Genomic DNA, 15,890 nt, shown 5'->3' on the forward strand with positions numbered 1-15,890 from the left:
GCGCCGACCTGCGGCGTCGTCCGCAGGGCCGCGGAAGGGGCCGGAAAAGCCATCACCGAGCGTGTGGGATAGTTCACAACCCGGGGCTACTCGCCGGTACTGCCCAGGAATCCATAAACTCAACGAGGTTCAAGAAGGGAGCCACAGTGCGCAAGGTGCTCATCGCCAACCGCGGGGAAATCGCCGTCCGCGTCGCCAGGGCCTGCTCGGACGCCGGTATCGCCAGCGTCGCCGTCTACGCCGAGCCGGACCGGGATGCGCTGCACGTCCGCGCGGCCGACGAGGCTTACGCGCTGGGCGGTGACACCCCCGCTACCAGCTACCTGGACATCGCCAAGGTCCTCAGGGCGGCCGCCGACTCCGGCGCCGACGCCGTCCACCCCGGCTACGGGTTCCTGTCGGAGAACGCCGACTTCGCCCAGGCCGTCCTCGACGCGGGTCTGATCTGGATCGGCCCGCCGCCGCAGGCCATCCGCGACCTCGGCGACAAGGTGACCGCCCGGCACGTCGCCCAGCGGGCCGGTGCCCCGCTGGTGGCCGGCACGCCGGACCCGGTCTCGGGCGCCGACGAGGTCGTCGTCTTCGCCCGGGAGCACGGCCTGCCGGTCGCCATCAAGGCGGCCTTCGGCGGTGGCGGCCGCGGCCTCAAGGTCGCCCGCACGCTGGAGGAGATCCCCGAGCTGTACGAGTCCGCGGTGCGCGAGGCCGTCGCCGCCTTCGGCCGCGGCGAGTGCTTCGTCGAGCGCTACCTGGACAACCCGCGGCACGTGGAGACCCAGTGCCTGGCCGACAAGCACGGCAACGTGGTGGTCGTCTCCACCCGTGACTGCTCGCTGCAGCGCCGCCACCAGAAGCTCGTCGAGGAGGCGCCCGCGCCGTTCCTGACCGCCGAGCAGAACGCCGAGCTGTACCGGGCGTCCAAGGCCATCCTGAAGGAGGCCGGCTACGAGGGCGCCGGGACCTGCGAGTTCCTGGTCGCCCTGGACGGCACGATCTCCTTCCTGGAGGTCAACACCCGTCTCCAGGTGGAGCACCCGGTCACCGAGGAGGTCACCGGCCTCGACCTGGTCCGCGAGATGTTCCGGATCGCCGACGGCGAGGAGCTCGGCTACGGCGACCCCGAGGTGCGCGGCCACTCCTTCGAGTTCCGCATCAACGGCGAGGACCCGGGCCGCAACTTCCTGCCCGCGCCCGGCACCGTGACGCTGTTCGCCCCGCCGTCCGGCCCGGGCGTGCGCCTGGACTCCGGCGTGGAGACCGGCTCGGTCATCGGCCCGGCCTGGGACTCGCTGCTGGCCAAGCTGGTCGTCACCGGCCGCGACCGCAAGCAGGCCCTGGAGCGGGCCCGCCGCGCGCTGGCCGAGTTCAAGGTGGAGGGCATGGCCACCGCCATCCCGTTCCACCGGGCGGCCGTCGTCGACCCGGCGTTCGCGCCGGAGGTGCACGGCAGCGACGAGCCGTTCAAGGTCTTCACCCGGTGGATCGAGACCGAGTTCGACAACACCATCCCGCCGTTCGCCGGCGCGGCCGGTGACGGCGAGGAGGCCGAGACCCGGGAGACCGTGGTGGTCGAGGTCGGCGGCAAGCGGATCGAGGTCTCGCTGCCGTCCTCGCTGGGCGTCGCGACGGCCCCGGCGGCCGGTGCGGCGGGTGCCGCCAAGGCCAAGCGCCGGGTGGGCGCCAAGAAGGCCGGTTCGGCCGTCAGCGGCGACACCCTGGCCTCGCCGATGCAGGGCACCATCGTCAAGGTCGCCGTGGAGGAGGGCCAGGTCGTCGCCGAGGGCGAGCTGATCGTGGTCCTGGAGGCGATGAAGATGGAGCAGCCGCTGAACGCCCACAAGGCGGGCACCGTCTCCGGTCTCAAGGCCGAGGTGGGCGCGAGCGTCAGCAGCGGCGCCGCGCTCTGCGAGATCAAGGACTGACGCCGCCGCGGGAGGCACCGTCCCCCGGACCGGTCCGTACGCCCATCGGGGGCGTGCGGACCGGTCGCGTTTCCGGGGTCCGCCGGTCGCGTCCCGCGGACTCCCCGCGGGCTCAGCGCCCGCGCGGCAGCCCCAGCTCGGCCAGCCGGGTCGGCATGCCGCCCGGGCCGACCGGTCCGCCGTGCGCGCCGGGGCGGCGCTGGCCGGGCAGCGGGGCGCCGCCGGGGGGCGGGCCGCCGCGGCGGGCCATCGGGCCGGGCTGGGTCTGGTGCACCGGGCCGCTGCCGGTGCCGTGCACCGGGGCGTCGCCGCTCGGGCCCGCGCCCAGCGGGGCCAGGTCGACCTGCACCCCGCAGTCGGCGAGCGCGTCCAGTTCGCGGACGGTGGCGTCGTCCGCGGTGGCCTGCTCGTCGGTGACCAGCCGGGTGATGGTGTCGGTGGCGACGGTCTGGAACATGCCGGCCGCGCCGAGCTTGGTGTGGTCGGCGAGGACGATCACCTCGGCGGCCGCCAGCACCATGGCCCGGTCCACGCTCGCGGACAGCATGTTCGCCGTCGACAGCCCGCGCTCGGCCGTCAGCCCGCTGCCGGAGATGAAGGCCTTGGTGACCCTCAGCCCCTGCAGGGACTGCTCCGCGCCGCTGCCCACCAGCGCGTAGTTGGAGCCGCGCAGGGTGCCGCCGGTCATCACCACTTCGACCCGGTTGGCGTGCGCCAGCGCCTGGGCGACCAGCAGCGAGTTGGTGACCACCGTCAGCCCGGGCACCCGGGCCAGTCTGCGGGCCAGCTCCTGGGTGGTGGTGCCGGCGCCGACCACCACCGCGTCGCCCTCCTCCACCAGGCCGGCGGCGAGGTCCGCGATGGCGCTCTTCTCCGCCGCGGACAGGTGGGTCTTCTGCGGGTATCCGGGTTCGCGGCTGAAGCCGCCGGGGAGCACCGCGCCGCCGTGCCGGCGGTCGAGGAGCCCTTCTGCCTCCAGCGCCCGCACGTCACGGCGCACGGTCACTTCGGAGGTCTGGACGACGCGGGCCAATTCCCGGAGCGAGACGGCTCCGTTGGCGCGCACCATTTCGAGGATCAACTGGCGACGTTCTGCTGCAAACACAGAACCGACGGTAACCTGCGTGACCGTCTGCTTTCAGGCGTTTGCAGCTAGTAGCGGGAATTGCTCACGCACGAGCGGCGCGTGACCGTAGAATACGCGCCGCCCATGCCCCCGGAACCGCGCCCGCCGTCCGGGTGACGGCCATGCCCGCGCGAAGGGCGGCCGCCGATCGGCGGCCGCCCTCAACTGTGCGCCGGACGCTCAGGATTCGCCGTCGGCCCGCTTGCGGATGTGCAGCTGCCGGGCGGCCTCGGCGGTCGAACCGGAGACGGACGGGTAGACGGTGAAGGCGCTGGCCACCTGTTCGACCGTCAGATTGGCGTCCACCGCGAGCGAGATCGAGTGGATCAGCTCGCTGGCCCGCGGGGCGACGACCACGCCGCCGACCACGATGCCGGTGCCCGGGCGGCAGAACAGCTTCACGAAGCCGTCCCGGATGCCCTGCATCTTCGCCCGCGGGTTGCCGCGCAGCGGGAGCTTGACCACGACGGCGTCCATCTTGCCGCACTCCACGTCGGCCGCCGTGTAGCCGACGGTGGCGATCTCCGGGTCGGTGAAGACGTTGGAGGCCACGGTCTTGAGGTTCAGCGGCTGCACCGCGTCGCCGAGCGCGTGGTACATCGCGATCCGGCCCTGCATGGCCGCCACCGAGGCGAGCATGAAGACGCCGGTGCAGTCACCGGCCGCGTACACGCCGGGGGCGCTGGTGCGGGAGACCCGGTCGACCTGGATCTGGCCCCAGTCGTTGAGCTTGACCCCGGCCTCCTCCAGCCCCATCTCGGAGGTGTTGGGGATCGAGCCGACCGCCATCAGGCAGTGGGTGCCCTCGATCACCTTGCCGTCGGCCAGCATGACCTCGACCCGGTCGCCGATCCGCTTGACGCTCTCGGCGCGCGAGCGACCCATCACGTTCATGCCGCGGCGGCGGAAGACGTCCTCCAGCACCTCGGCGGCGTCCGGGTCCTCGCCCGGCAGCACCCGGTCGCGGCTGGAGACCAGGGTCACCTTGGAGCCGAGCGCCTGGTAGGCGCCGGCGAACTCGGCGCCGGTCACGCCGGAGCCGACCACGATCAGCTCGCGGGGCAGCTCCTCCAGGTCGTACACCTGGGTCCAGGTGAGGATCCGCTCGCCGTCCGGCTGGGCGTCCGGCAGCTCGCGCGGGTGGGCGCCGGTGGCGATCAGCACGGCGTCGGCGCGCAGCGACTGCACGGTGCCGTCGGGCGCGTCCACCAGCACCTCGCGGGAGCCGTCCGCGGCCTGCCCACCGGCGCCGAGCCGGCCGCGGCCGCGCAGCACGGTGACGCCGGCCCGGGTGACGGACTGGGTGATGTCGTGGGACTGCGCGATGGCCAGGCGCTTCACACGGCGGTTGACCTTGCCCAGGTCCACGCCGATGACCCGGGCCGCCTGCTCGACCGGCGGAGTGTCGTCCGCGACCAGGATGCCCAGCTCCTCGTACGAGCTGTCGAAGGTGGTCATCACCTCCGCGGTCGCGATCAGGGTCTTCGACGGAACGCAGTCCGTGAGCACCGCCGATCCGCCCAGACCGTCGCGGTCGACGACGGTCACCTCCGCGCCGAGCTGAGCGGCCACCAGCGCCGCCTCGTAGCCGCCGGGTCCGCCACCGATGATCACGATCCGAGTCACGCTCCCCATTGTCCCGCACGCCGGGACGGCCGCCACGCCGGGGTCCGGGCTCCCGTACGTTCGTCCAGTAGCCCCGGCCCGCCCGCCGCCCGGGCTACGCTGGCCCCCATGCCCCTTTACGCCGCGTATGCCACCAACCTCGATGCCCGGCAGATGACCCGCCGAGCCCCGCACTCCCCGCTGCGCGGCACGGGGTGGCTAGCCGGTTGGCGGCTCACCTTCGGCGGCGAGCAGCTCGGCTGGGAAGGCTCGCTGGCCACCGTGGTCGAGGACGAGAAGGACCAGGTCTTCGTCTCGCTGTACGACGTCGCGCCCATGGACGAGGAGGGCCTGGACCGCTGGGAGGGCGTCCAGCTCGGCATCTACCGCAAGATCAAGCTGCGCGCGCAGACCCTGGACGGGGACATCCCGGTCTGGACGTACGTGCTCAACGACTACGAGGGCGGCCTGCCCGCGGCCCGCTACCTCGGCCTGATCGCCGACGCCGCGGAGAGCGCCGGCGCCCCGCACGACTACGTGATGGACCTGCGCCGCCGCCCCTGCTGAGGGATTCCCGGGGCTCCGTGCGCCTGCGGGCCGCACGCCGGGCGTGCGGGTACGGAGGGTGCGGAGCGCCGTCTGTGGGGGAACCGACGAACCGGGCGGCCCGGAACCACCGCCGAGCTGTGTTTTCGGGTCATCCGGGTAACGATCCGGCATGCCGCGGCGGAATTTCTACGCGCGTAGCCGATTCCCGTCTATCCTCGGACCCGTGAACGCTTCTCCTCAGTCGGTCGTCTCCGCCGACCCCTACGCCGCCGCCCAGGCCGCCGCCGAGCGCCTGCGCGAGCTGACCGGTGCCGAGCGGCACGACGTCGCCCTGGTGATGGGCTCCGGCTGGGTGCCGGCCGCCGACGCCCTGGGCGAGACCGTGGCCGAGTTCCCGGTCACCGAGCTCCCTGGCTTCCCCGCCCCCGCCGTCGCCGGCCACGCCGGCACGATCCGCTCGGTGAAGATCGGCGACAAGCGCGCCCTGATCTTCCTCGGCCGCAACCACTACTACGAGGGCCACGGCGTCGCCACCGTCGTCCACGGCGTGCGCACCGCCGCCGCGGCCGGCTGCGGCATCATCGTGCTGACCAACGGCTGCGGCGGTCTGCGCCAGGGCTGGACCCCGGGCCAGCCGGTCCTGATCAGCGACCACATCAACCTGACCGCGGACTCCCCGATCGTCGGCGCCAACTTCGTCGACCTCACCGACCTGTACTCCAAGCGCCTGCGCGCGCTCTGCCGCGAGGTCGACCCGTCCCTGGACGAGGCCGTCTACGTCCAGTTCCGCGGCCCGCACTACGAGACCCCGGCCGAGGTCAACATGGCCCGGGTGATCGGCGGCGAGCTGGTCGGCATGTCCACCACCCTGGAGGCCATCGCCGCCCGCGAGGCCGGCGCCGAGGTGCTCGGCATCTCCCTGGTCACCAACCTGGCCGCCGGCATGACCGGCGAGCCGCTCAACCACGCCGAGGTGCTGGAGGCCGGCAAGGCCTCCGCCGAGCGCATGGGCGAACTGCTGGCGAAGGTCCTTGAGCGGATCTGACGCCCACCAGGCGCAGAATCATGACCGACGGGGCCCACGGGCGGCGTGATCCGCTGATCACGCCCTCCCGTGGGCCCCGTCCGCATGCGCGACCCCTTTCCTTGCGGAACCCTCCGGTCACAGCGGAAACCCTCCTCCCGATCAACCGCGGAACCTCCGGCCGACACACCGACGCACTTCCCGATGGAGCTGGCATGACGCAGGCACTCAACCCCGATCTCCTCGCCCGGGCCCGGACCTGGCTGGCCGAGGACCCCGACCCGCAGACCCGCGAGGAGCTCGCCGCGCTGCTGGCCCTGGCCGAGGGCCCGGAGGCCGAGACCGACGCCAAGCTCGCCTGGTCGGACCTCTCCGAGCGGTTCTCCGACCGGCTCCAGTTCGGCACCGCCGGCCTGCGCGGCGAACTCGGCGCCGGCCCGATGCGGATGAACCGCGCCGTGGTGATCCGGGCCGCCGCCGGCCTGGTCGCCTACGTCAAGCAGCAGGGCCTGGGCGACCTGGTCGTCATCGGCTACGACGCCCGCCACAAGTCCTACGACTTCGCCCGCGACACCGCCGCCGTGGTGGTCGGCGCCGGCCTGCGCGCCGCGCTGCTGCCGCGCCCGCTGCCGACCCCGGTGCTCGCCTTCGCCGTCCGCCACCTGGGCGCGGCCGCCGGCGTCACCGTCACCGCCAGCCACAACCCGCCGCAGGACAACGGCTACAAGGTCTACCTGGGCGACGGCTCGCAGATCGTCCCGCCGGCCGACGCCGGGATCGCCGCCGAGATCGACGCGATCGGCTCGCTGGACGAGGTCCCGCGCGCCGAGGAGGGCTGGGAGGTGCTCGGCGAGGAGGTCGTCGAGGCCTACCTGACCCGGGCCGTCTCCATCGTCGACGAGCACGGCCCGCGCGACCTGGAGGTGGTCTACACCCCGATGCACGGCGTCGGCCGTGACACCCTGGTCGCCGCGTTCCGCCGGGCGGGCTTCCCCGCGCCCACCGTGGTCGCCGAGCAGGCCGAGCCCGACCCGGACTTCCCGACCGTGGCCTTCCCCAACCCGGAGGAGCCGGGGGCGATGGACCTCGCCTTCCGCACCGCCGCCACCGTCGGCCCGGACATCGTGATCGCCAACGACCCGGACGCCGACCGCTGCGCGGTGGCCGTCCCCGCCAACGGCAACGCGGCCGGCGGCGGCGCCGGCGCGGCCGGCTGGCGGATGCTGCGCGGCGACGAGGTCGGCGCGCTGCTCGGCTCGGCCCTGGTCGCGAAGAAGGCCGAGGGCACCTTCGCCACCACCATCGTCTCCGCCACCCTGCTCGGCCGGATCGCCGAGGCGGCGGGGCTGGGCTACGCCGAGACCCTGACCGGCTTCAAGTGGCTCTCCCGCGCCGAGGGCCTGCGCTACGGCTACGAGGAGGCGCTCGGCTACTGCGTCGACCCGCAGGGCGTCCGGGACAAGGACGGCATCACCGCCGCCCTGCTGGTCGCCGAGCTGGCCGCCACGCTCAAGAAGTCCGGCCGCACCCTCGCCGACCTGCTGGACGACCTGGCGCTGGAGCACGGCCTGCACGCCACCGACCAGCTCTCCGTCCGGGTCAAGGACCTCACGCTGATCGCCGACGCCATGCGCCGGCTGCGCGAGCAGCCGCCGACCGTCCTGGCCGGTCTGCGGGTCACCCGCGCCGACGACCTGTCGGCCGGCTCCGCGGACCTGCCGCCCACCGACGGGCTGCGCTACTACCTGGCCGGCGAGGGCGTCCGCTCCGCCCGCATCGTGGTCCGCCCCTCGGGCACCGAGCCCAAGCTCAAGTGCTACCTGGAGGTCGTCCTCCCGGTCGCCTCCGCGGCCGACCTCGGTCCCGCCCGCGAGCGTGCCGCCGCCCTCCTCGCCACCGTCAAGCACGACCTCGCCGAGGCCGCCGGCATCACCGCCTGACGTCCGCGCACACGTGAAGGGGCCCGCCGGTCGTGACCGGCGGGCCCCTTCGTGCGGTCGGCGGGGTCAGACCGCGATGACGGTGATCAGCGCGATCAGGCCGGCCAGGGTGGGGGCGATGACCCACCAGCACCAGCGGACCTCGACCGGGCCGGTGGCGGAGGGTCGGGCGGCGTTGCGCTCGGCCGTCTCCTGGAGGACGGCGGTGACCTGGTCGGACCAGGCGCGGGTGGGGTCGGGCGAGCCCTGGACGACCGGGTTGGTCCGCTTGGCCATGCCCAGCCCCAGGCCAGTCCTGGAGGCGTGCTCGGCGGCGCTGGGGCTCTGCGCCCGGGTGGCCCGCTTGCGCTGCCGCAGCGACACCGGCACGGCCCAGAGCTGGAACTTCTTCCCGCCGGCGAGCAGCTCGACCGAGTACCCGGCGCGCAGCGCGTCCACCGAGGCCCACGGCGCGACGACGGTCCGCCACGGGTTGCGCACCACCAGCCGGTCGCGGCCGGCCGTCACGGCCGGGCGCAGCGTGTACGCGATCACCGGGAAGGCGAACACCGGCACCGCCGCGAGCGAGACGTACGGGGTCTTCCCGGTCCCGCTCACCACCGCGTCGCCGATCAGCCAGGCCGCCACGACCAGCAGCAGCACTCCGGAGATCACACCGGGGACAGAGCGGTACACGCGGTCGGCGTACTCGGGCTCCCCGTCGGGGGCGGCGGGGCCCTGGTGGGGCTTGCCGTCGGAATCGGTCATGACGTCGATTCTGCCCCATGCCCCTCACCCCGAGGTCTCGGTCCGGCCACGAATGGCGAGCGCCCTAGCGGTTTGCTACGCGCGTAGATATGCTGCCCTGGTGACTATGTCCACTGTTGCAGCCAATGCCCCCGGCGTTGCGGGCAGCGGCCTTCAGGACGTTGCGGCGTCCGAGGCCTCGCTCCGCCGATTCCTGCACGGCCTGCCCGGCGTCGACCAGGTCGGCCTGGAGGCGCGTGCCGCCGCTCTCGGTACCCGCTCGATCAAGACCACGGCGAAGGCGTACGCCATCGACCTGGCGATCTCGATGATCGACCTGACCACGCTGGAGGGCGCGGACACGGTCGGCAAGGTGCGCGCGCTGTGCGCCAAGGGCAGGACTCCCGACCCGACCGACCCGAACACCCCCCGCGTCGCCGCCATCTGTGTCTATCCGGACATGGTCGCCACCGCGAAGGCCGCCCTGAAGGGCACCGACATCCAGGTCGCCTCGGTGGCCACCGCCTTCCCGGCCGGCCGCGCCGCCCTCCCGGTCAAGCTCGCCGACACCGCCGACGCGGTGGCCGCGGGCGCCGACGAGATCGACATGGTGATCGACCGCGGCGCCTTCCTCTCCGGCCGCTACCTCGACGTCTTCCACGAGATCACGGCCGTCAAGGAGGCGTGCGAGCGCCCCGACGGCAGCTCCGCCCACCTCAAGGTGATCTTCGAGACCGGCGAGCTCCAGACCTACGACAACGTCCGCCGGGTCTCCTGGCTGGCGATGCTGGCCGGCGCCGACTTCATCAAGACCTCCACCGGCAAGGTCGCCGTCAACGCGACCCCGCCGGTCACCCTGCTGATGCTGGAGGCGGTCCGCGACTTCCGCGCGGCCACCGGCGTCCAGGTCGGCGTCAAGCCCGCCGGCGGCATCCGCACCACCAAGGACGCCATGAAGTACCTGGTGATGGTCAACGAGACCCTCGGCGACGACTGGCTGACCCCGCACTGGTTCCGCTTCGGCGCCTCCAGCCTGCTCAACGACCTGCTGATGCAGCGCCAGAAGCTGGCCACCGGCCGCTACTCCGGCCCCGACTACGTGACGGTGGACTGATCACCATGGCCAAGAAGAAGAACACCGAGGAGCCCGTGGCCAAGCCCGCCGGCGGCCTCTTCGCCTACGCCCCGGCCCCGGAGTCCCCCGCCGCCGCGGGCGACATCGCCACCTCCTACGGCCACTTCATCGGCGGCGAGTTCGTCGACTCCTCCGGCAACGAGGCCCTGAAGACGGTCAACCCGGCCACCGAGCAGGTGCTCGCCGAGTTCGCCCAGGGCACCGAGGAGGACGTGGACCGCGCGGTCGCCGCCGCCCGCAAGGCCTTCGCCGGCTGGTCGGCGCTGCCCGGCAGCGAGCGCGCCAAGTACCTGTTCCGGATCGCCCGGATCATCCAGGAGCGCAGCCGCGAGCTGGCCGTGCTGGAGTCGATCGACAACGGCAAGCCGATCCGCGAGACCCGCGACGTCGACCTGCCGCTCGTCGCCGCCCACTTCTTCTACTACGCGGGCTGGGCGGACAAGCTGGACTTCGCCGGCTTCGGCCCGAACCCGAAGCCGCTGGGCGTGGCCGGCCAGGTCATCCCGTGGAACTTCCCGCTGCTGATGCTGGCGTGGAAGATCGCGCCCGCGCTGGCGACCGGCAACACGGTCGTCCTGAAGCCGGCCGAGACCACCCCGCTGACCGCGCTGCGCTTCGCCGAGATCTGCCGCCAGGCCGGTCTGCCGAAGGGCGTCGTCAACATCGTCACCGGTGACGGCCGCACCGGCGCCGCGCTGACCTCCCACCCGGACGTCAACAAGGTCGCGTTCACCGGCTCCACCCCGGTCGGCCGCGCCATCGCCAAGCAGCTGGCCGGCACCCGCAAGAAGCTCTCGCTGGAGCTGGGCGGCAAGGCCGCGAACATCGTCTTCGACGACGCGCCGATCGACCAGGCGGTCGAGGGCATCGTCAACGGCATCTTCTTCAACCAGGGCCACGTCTGCTGCGCGGGTTCGCGCCTGCTGGTCCAGGAGTCGATCCAGGACGAGCTGCTGGACGCCCTGAAGCGCCGGATGGCCACCCTGCGGGTCGGCGACCCGCTGGACAAGAACACCGACATCGGCGCCATCAACTCGGCCGAGCAGCTGGCCCGGATCACCGCGCTGACCGAGGCCGGCGAGGCCGAGGGCGCCGAGCGCTGGTCTCCGGCGTGCGAACTCCCGGGCACCGGCTTCTGGTTCAAGCCGACCCTGTTCACCGGCGTGAGCCAGGCCCACCGGATCGCCCAGGAGGAGATCTTCGGCCCGGTCCTGTCGGTGCTGACCTTCCGCACCCCCGCCGAGGCGGTCGAGAAGGCCAACAACACCCCGTTCGGCCTCTCCGCCGGCATCTGGACGGAGAAGGGCTCGCGCATCCTCTGGATGGCCAACCGGCTCCGGGCCGGCGTGGTCTGGGCCAACACCTTCAACAAGTTCGACCCCACCTCGCCGTTCGGCGGATACAAGGAGTCGGGCTACGGCCGCGAGGGTGGCCGCCACGGTCTGGAGCCCTACCTGAATGTCGAGGCCTGAGATGTCTGACACGACCTTCCAGCGTCTTGACGTCCTCAAGACCTACAAGCTGTACGTCGGCGGGAAGTTCCCGCGCTCCGAGAGCGGGCGGGTGTACGAGGTGACCGACGCAAAGGGCGAGTGGCTCGCCAACGTCCCGCTGGGCACCCGCAAGGACGCCCGCGACGCCGTCGTGGCCGCCCGCAAGGCGGTCAAGGGCTGGTCCGGCACCACCGCGTACAACCGCGGCCAGGTGCTGTACCGGGTGGCCGAGATGCTCCAGGGCCGGCGCGAGCAGTTCGCCGCCGAGGTGGCCGTCTCCGAAGGCATCGGCCCGAAGAAGGCCGCCGCACTGGTGGACGCCGCGATCGACCGCTGGGTCTGGTACGCGGGCTGGACCGACAAGGTCGCCCAGATCGCGGGCGGCGCCAACCCGGTCGCCGGGCCGTTCTTCAACCTCTCCACCCCGGAGCCGACCGGCGTGGTCGGGATCGTCGCCCCGCAGGCCGGGTACGGGCACTCGCTGCTCGGCCTGGTCTCGGTGATCGCCCCGGCGATCGCCACCGGCAACACGGTCGTGGTCGCGGCCGCCGCGGACGCCCCGCTGCCCGCGCTGTCGCTGGGCGAGGTGCTGGCCACCTCGGACGTCCCGGGCGGCGTGGTCAACATCGTCTCGGGCCGGACGGCGGACATCGCCCCCACCCTGGCCTCGCACCAGGACGTCAACGCGCTGGACCTCACCGGGGCCATCGCCGTCGACGGTCCCGGCGCGCCGCAGCCGCTGGAAGCGGCCGCCGCGGATACCCTGAAGAGGGTAGTCCGTCCGGTGCTGGACCCGTTCGCCCAGGACTGGACCAATGCGCCCGGTACGGACCGGCTACTCTCGTTCCTGGAGACGAAGACGGTCTGGCACCCGATGGGGATCTGACCTCCCCGCTCCGCGTAACAACTCCACAAGCTGGCCGTCCCCAGTGCCCTCACCCCCCCAGGGCCCGGACGGTCATTGGACGGACCCGCGCCTCTCCCCCCCTGGCGCGGGTCCGTCGGCGTTCCCGCGACTTTCGTCGCCGCCCGGGCCGACTTTCGGGGCTTCCCGTCCGTACGCGTCCGGACCATGATCGTCGGGACGGAACCGGCCGAGGGGGCGCGATGGAAGAACTGGGCGAGCTGATGGCACTCGTCACGGACGGCGTGCTGCGCCGGTGGCGGGTGGCCCGGGCCCGCCGCCGGCTGGCCGCCGGGAAGGCGGTGCGGCTGCCCTGCTCGGCCCGCTCCGACCGGCCCGGCCGACGGCCCGGCTACGTCAACGGGACGCTGGGGATCACCCCCGGAGCCGCCACCGCGAGCTTCCGCGCGCGCGGCGCCGACCCGCTCGACCTGCCCGTCGGGGGCACCTTCCACGAACCCGAGCCCGACACCTGGCACGACCAGGACTGGGCCGCCACCGCGTACCGGCCGCCCGGCGGCGGGGAGCCGGTGTACCTCCAGGTGGACAGCCGCTGCCTGCCGATGGTCCGGTCCGCCCTGGCCGGCCCGAAGCCGCGGCAGAAGGTCTGAGCCGACCGGTTTCGGCAACCGGCCGGGATGCGTCAGACTGATGTCCCGTGAGTGACTCCCCCATGAACCCCGCACCGACCGGGCATGCCCGGGTGATCCTGCTCTCCGGGCCCTCCGGGTCGGGGAAGTCCTCGCTGGCCGAGCGCAGCGGCCTGCCGGTGCTCCAGCTCGACGACTTCTACAAGGACGGGGACGACCCGACCCTGCCGCGGCTGCCGGACGGCGCCGTCGACTGGGACTCCCCGCTGGCCTGGCACCGCGACCAGGCCGTCGCCGCGATCCGCGCCCTGCACGAGCACGGGCGCACGGACGTCCCGGTGTACTCGATCCCGGACAACGGCCGGATCGGCACCCGCGGCCTGGAGCTGGGCGGGGCGGGCGCGTTCATCGCGGAAGGCATATTCGCCGCCGAGATCACCGCCGAGTGCGCCGACCAGGGCCTGCTGGGCGACGCCCTGTGCCTGCGCAACGGCGCGCTCACCACGGCCTGGCGCCGGCTGCGCCGGGACGTCCGGGAGGGCCGCAAGTCGCTGCCGGTGCTGCTGCGCCGGGGCCTGCGGCTGATGCGGGCCGAGCGGTCCATCGTCGGGCGGCAGGTCGCGCTCGGCTCGTACGCGTGCGCCGGCCCGGAGGCCGAGCGGCGGATCCGCGCCGCGGCCCGGACCACCGAGCTCTCCGCGGCCTGAACCCCGGGGCCGGATCCCGCGGCCCGGACCGGCCCCGCGCCGCGGGGCCGTGACACCCAGGACATGACGAAGGCCCGGTGCGTCTCCCCCGCACCGGGCCCTTCGCCTTCCCCGAACGGTCCTCGGCTCCCCCACGGGCGTGCTCCCCCGAGCCGCTGCCCCCGGACCGTGACCGTCCGCTTCCCGTCCCCCGACGGGAGTCCTCGTTACGCGACCAGCTCGCCGAACGCCCGGACGGTGTCGCCCGACTTGTTCAGGTGCTCGTCCTCGCGCAGCCGGCGCAGGGCGCGCCAGATGCTGCTCTTGACCGTGCCGACGCTGATCCCCAGCACGTCGGCGATCTCCGGGTCGGTCTTGCCCTCGTAGTACCGCAGCACCAGCATGGTGCGCTGGTTCTCCGGCAGCTTCGCCAGCGCCTGCCAGAGCACGGTGCGCAGCTCGGTGCCGCCCATCGCGTCGGTGTCGCCGGCCGTCTCCGGCAGCTCCTCGGTCGGGTACTCGTTGACCTTGCGGCGCCGCCAGGCGGAGATGTGCAGGTTGGTCATGGTGCGGCGGAGGTACCCGCCGACCGCGGCCTTGTCGGTGATCCGGCCCCAGGCCCGGTAGGTGCTGAAGAGCGCGCTCTGCAGCAGGTCCTCGGCCTCGTAGCGGTCACCGGTCAGGTGGTAGGCCGTGGCGTACAGGGAGGCGCGGCGCTCGCGCACGTACGCGGTGAACTCCGTGATGTGGTCCTCCGCGACGGCCGGGTGCTCCCCCTGCGCGCCTCCCTGTCCCGCCTCGGTGGTGCGGGCCGCGGCGGGGTTCAGCCGCAGCAGCGTCGCACCGGCGGCCTCACGACCGGTCGGCTCCCCCGAACCGACCGTCCGCAGACCGTTCCCCCCGGTCCCCCGGTTACCCCCCGGGGCGTCCTTGCCCTCGACGCGGACGGGGAGGATCCCCCGCAGCGTGAGGGTGCTGGCGGAGTCGGCCGAACTCCCCAGACGGCCGATCCCGTACAGCTCCCCCGTCCTGCCGCCGCCGCTCACCCGACGGGCGCCAGGGTTTCCACCGGTGCTGTGCGCGCACCCCCGCACGGTCACGGCACCGGAGTTCTCGTCGGTCCTGACCTCGTACCGGGTCCGGTGGGACGTGGCTGACGAACGCGCGGTGCGGACAGCCGGGTTGGTCCGGGTCTGAAGCATGGCGTTCATCGTGCGCCCCCTGGGTCGGTACGAGCGGTTCCGGTAGCCGCCCTTCAGCCGGCCTTGCGGCCCGCTGTCCTGCGGCGACATGGAAAATCCTGCCCGCCGGTTGTGATGGCGCTGTCCGCCGACTGTCACAGGGGTGTCACAGGAGGGGGCCGAACATCCCGGACCGCCTCCCTCCGTACCGGACGCCGGTGGCGTCCGTTCCGGTTCCCGGAGGGACGGTGGGTGATCCGGGGGGTGATTCGGCGCGGCCGGTGGGCCAAAATGGGGCCGTGCCTTTCCTCCTTCTGATCGAGGACGACGACGCCATCCGGACCGGCCTCGAACTCGCTCTCACCCGCCAGGGCCACCGCGTGGCCACCGCCGCCTCCGGCGAGGACGGCCTGAGGCTCTTCAAGGAGCAGCGGCCCGACCTGATCGTGCTGGACGTGATGCTGCCCGGCATCGACGGCTTCGAGGTGTGCCGCCGGATCCGCCGCACCGACCAGCTGCCGATCATCCTGCTCACCGCGCGCTCGGACGACATCGACGTGGTGGTGGGCCTGGAGTCCGGCGCGGACGACTACGTCGTGAAGCCGGTGCAGCCACGCGTGCTGGACGCCCGGATCCGGGCGGTGCTGCGGCGCGGCGAGCGGGAGAGCTCGGACTCCTCTGCCTACGGCAGCGTGGTGATCGACCGCGCGGCGATGACCGTCACCAAGGACGGACAGGACCTCCAACTCACCCCGACCGAGCTGCGGCTGCTGCTGGAGCTCAGCCGCCGCCCCGGCCAGGCGCTCTCCCGCCAGCAGTTGCTGCGGCTGGTCTGGGAGCACGACTACCTCGGCGACTCCCGCCTGGTGGACGCGTGCGTGCAGCGGCTGCGGGCCAAGGTCGAGGACGTGCCGTCCGCGCCGACGCTGATCCGCACCGTCCGCGGGGTGGGCTACCGGCTGGACCCGCCGGCCTGACCCCGAACACCTCCGACCAGCCCCACCCGCCC

The 15,890-nt window shown here is 73.2% G+C and carries 14 protein-coding genes; 10 read left to right on the forward strand and 4 right to left on the reverse strand.

The window, feature by feature from the left end; genetic code table 11:
* Window positions 1-146: 146 nt before the first annotated feature.
* Complete coding sequence (locus tag ACZ6EM_RS14600) at window positions 147-1,922, forward strand: acetyl/propionyl/methylcrotonyl-CoA carboxylase subunit alpha (RefSeq protein WP_401045309.1); 1,776 nt, start codon at window positions 147-149, stop codon at window positions 1,920-1,922.
* A gap of 112 nt (window positions 1,923-2,034) precedes the next feature.
* On the opposite strand, the gene ACZ6EM_RS14605 is transcribed toward ACZ6EM_RS14600, so the two are convergent.
* The gene (locus ACZ6EM_RS14605; RefSeq protein ID WP_452178820.1) at window positions 2,035-2,991 is read right to left on the reverse strand and encodes a DeoR/GlpR family DNA-binding transcription regulator; all 957 of its coding nucleotides are present in this window, start codon (window positions 2,989-2,991) and stop codon (window positions 2,035-2,037) included.
* Window positions 2,992-3,228: 237 nt separating this feature from the next.
* On the reverse strand, window positions 3,229-4,683 hold the full coding sequence (locus tag ACZ6EM_RS14610; RefSeq protein WP_401047397.1) for an NAD(P)H-quinone dehydrogenase: 1,455 nt from the start codon (window positions 4,681-4,683) through the stop codon (window positions 3,229-3,231).
* Window positions 4,684-4,782: 99 nt separating this feature from the next.
* Here ACZ6EM_RS14610 and ACZ6EM_RS14615 point away from each other — a divergent pair, with 99 nt between their 5' ends.
* From ACZ6EM_RS14615 to ACZ6EM_RS14625, 3 genes are all read left to right on the forward strand, one after another.
* The gene (locus ACZ6EM_RS14615) at window positions 4,783-5,220 is read left to right on the forward strand and encodes a gamma-glutamylcyclotransferase family protein (RefSeq protein ID WP_224284955.1); all 438 of its coding nucleotides are present in this window, start codon (window positions 4,783-4,785) and stop codon (window positions 5,218-5,220) included.
* Between the two features lie 205 nt (window positions 5,221-5,425).
* Complete coding sequence (locus ACZ6EM_RS14620) at window positions 5,426-6,247, forward strand: purine-nucleoside phosphorylase (RefSeq protein ID WP_359906064.1); 822 nt, start codon at window positions 5,426-5,428, stop codon at window positions 6,245-6,247.
* 194 nt (window positions 6,248-6,441) lie between these two features.
* Entirely contained in the window at window positions 6,442-8,166 is a 1,725-nt protein-coding gene (locus ACZ6EM_RS14625) for a phospho-sugar mutase (protein WP_401047401.1), read from the forward strand.
* Between the two features lie 66 nt (window positions 8,167-8,232).
* Here ACZ6EM_RS14625 and ACZ6EM_RS14630 read toward each other — a convergent pair whose 3' ends face one another.
* Window positions 8,233-8,913, reverse strand: coding sequence for a PH domain-containing protein (locus ACZ6EM_RS14630; RefSeq protein ID WP_359906059.1), 681 nt, complete (start codon window positions 8,911-8,913; stop codon window positions 8,233-8,235).
* 106 nt (window positions 8,914-9,019) lie between these two features.
* Here ACZ6EM_RS14630 and deoC point away from each other — a divergent pair, with 106 nt between their 5' ends.
* The 5 genes from deoC to ACZ6EM_RS14655 all read left to right on the forward strand — a co-directional run bounded on the left by deoC (window position 9,020) and on the right by ACZ6EM_RS14655 (window position 13,721).
* Window positions 9,020-10,006, forward strand: a complete 987-nt coding sequence (gene deoC, locus ACZ6EM_RS14635) for a deoxyribose-phosphate aldolase (RefSeq protein ID WP_401047404.1) — start codon at window positions 9,020-9,022, stop codon at window positions 10,004-10,006.
* A 5-nt stretch (window positions 10,007-10,011) separates the two neighbouring features.
* Complete coding sequence (locus ACZ6EM_RS14640; RefSeq protein ID WP_452178809.1) at window positions 10,012-11,499, forward strand: aldehyde dehydrogenase family protein; 1,488 nt, start codon at window positions 10,012-10,014, stop codon at window positions 11,497-11,499.
* A gap of 1 nt (window position 11,500) precedes the next feature.
* Window positions 11,501-12,406: an aldehyde dehydrogenase family protein gene (locus ACZ6EM_RS14645; RefSeq protein ID WP_387736332.1), complete on the forward strand. Its 906-nt coding sequence runs from the start codon at window positions 11,501-11,503 to the stop codon at window positions 12,404-12,406.
* 221 nt (window positions 12,407-12,627) lie between these two features.
* Window positions 12,628-13,035, forward strand: a complete 408-nt coding sequence (locus ACZ6EM_RS14650; RefSeq protein ID WP_452178808.1) for a hypothetical protein — start codon at window positions 12,628-12,630, stop codon at window positions 13,033-13,035.
* A 47-nt stretch (window positions 13,036-13,082) separates the two neighbouring features.
* Complete coding sequence (locus ACZ6EM_RS14655) at window positions 13,083-13,721, forward strand: ATP-binding protein (protein WP_359906046.1); 639 nt, start codon at window positions 13,083-13,085, stop codon at window positions 13,719-13,721.
* Between the two features lie 206 nt (window positions 13,722-13,927).
* Here ACZ6EM_RS14655 and ACZ6EM_RS14660 read toward each other — a convergent pair whose 3' ends face one another.
* Window positions 13,928-14,800, reverse strand: a complete 873-nt coding sequence (locus ACZ6EM_RS14660) for a SigE family RNA polymerase sigma factor (protein WP_452178819.1) — start codon at window positions 14,798-14,800, stop codon at window positions 13,928-13,930.
* Between the two features lie 380 nt (window positions 14,801-15,180).
* Between ACZ6EM_RS14660 and ACZ6EM_RS14665 the strand changes: the two genes are divergently transcribed.
* Window positions 15,181-15,858 (forward strand): response regulator transcription factor, encoded by a 678-nt coding sequence (locus ACZ6EM_RS14665; RefSeq protein WP_030257458.1) that lies wholly within the window; start codon window positions 15,181-15,183, stop codon window positions 15,856-15,858.
* Window positions 15,859-15,890: the final 32 nt, after the last annotated feature.

It is taken from the genome of Kitasatospora sp. NPDC041917 (assembly GCF_055589745.1).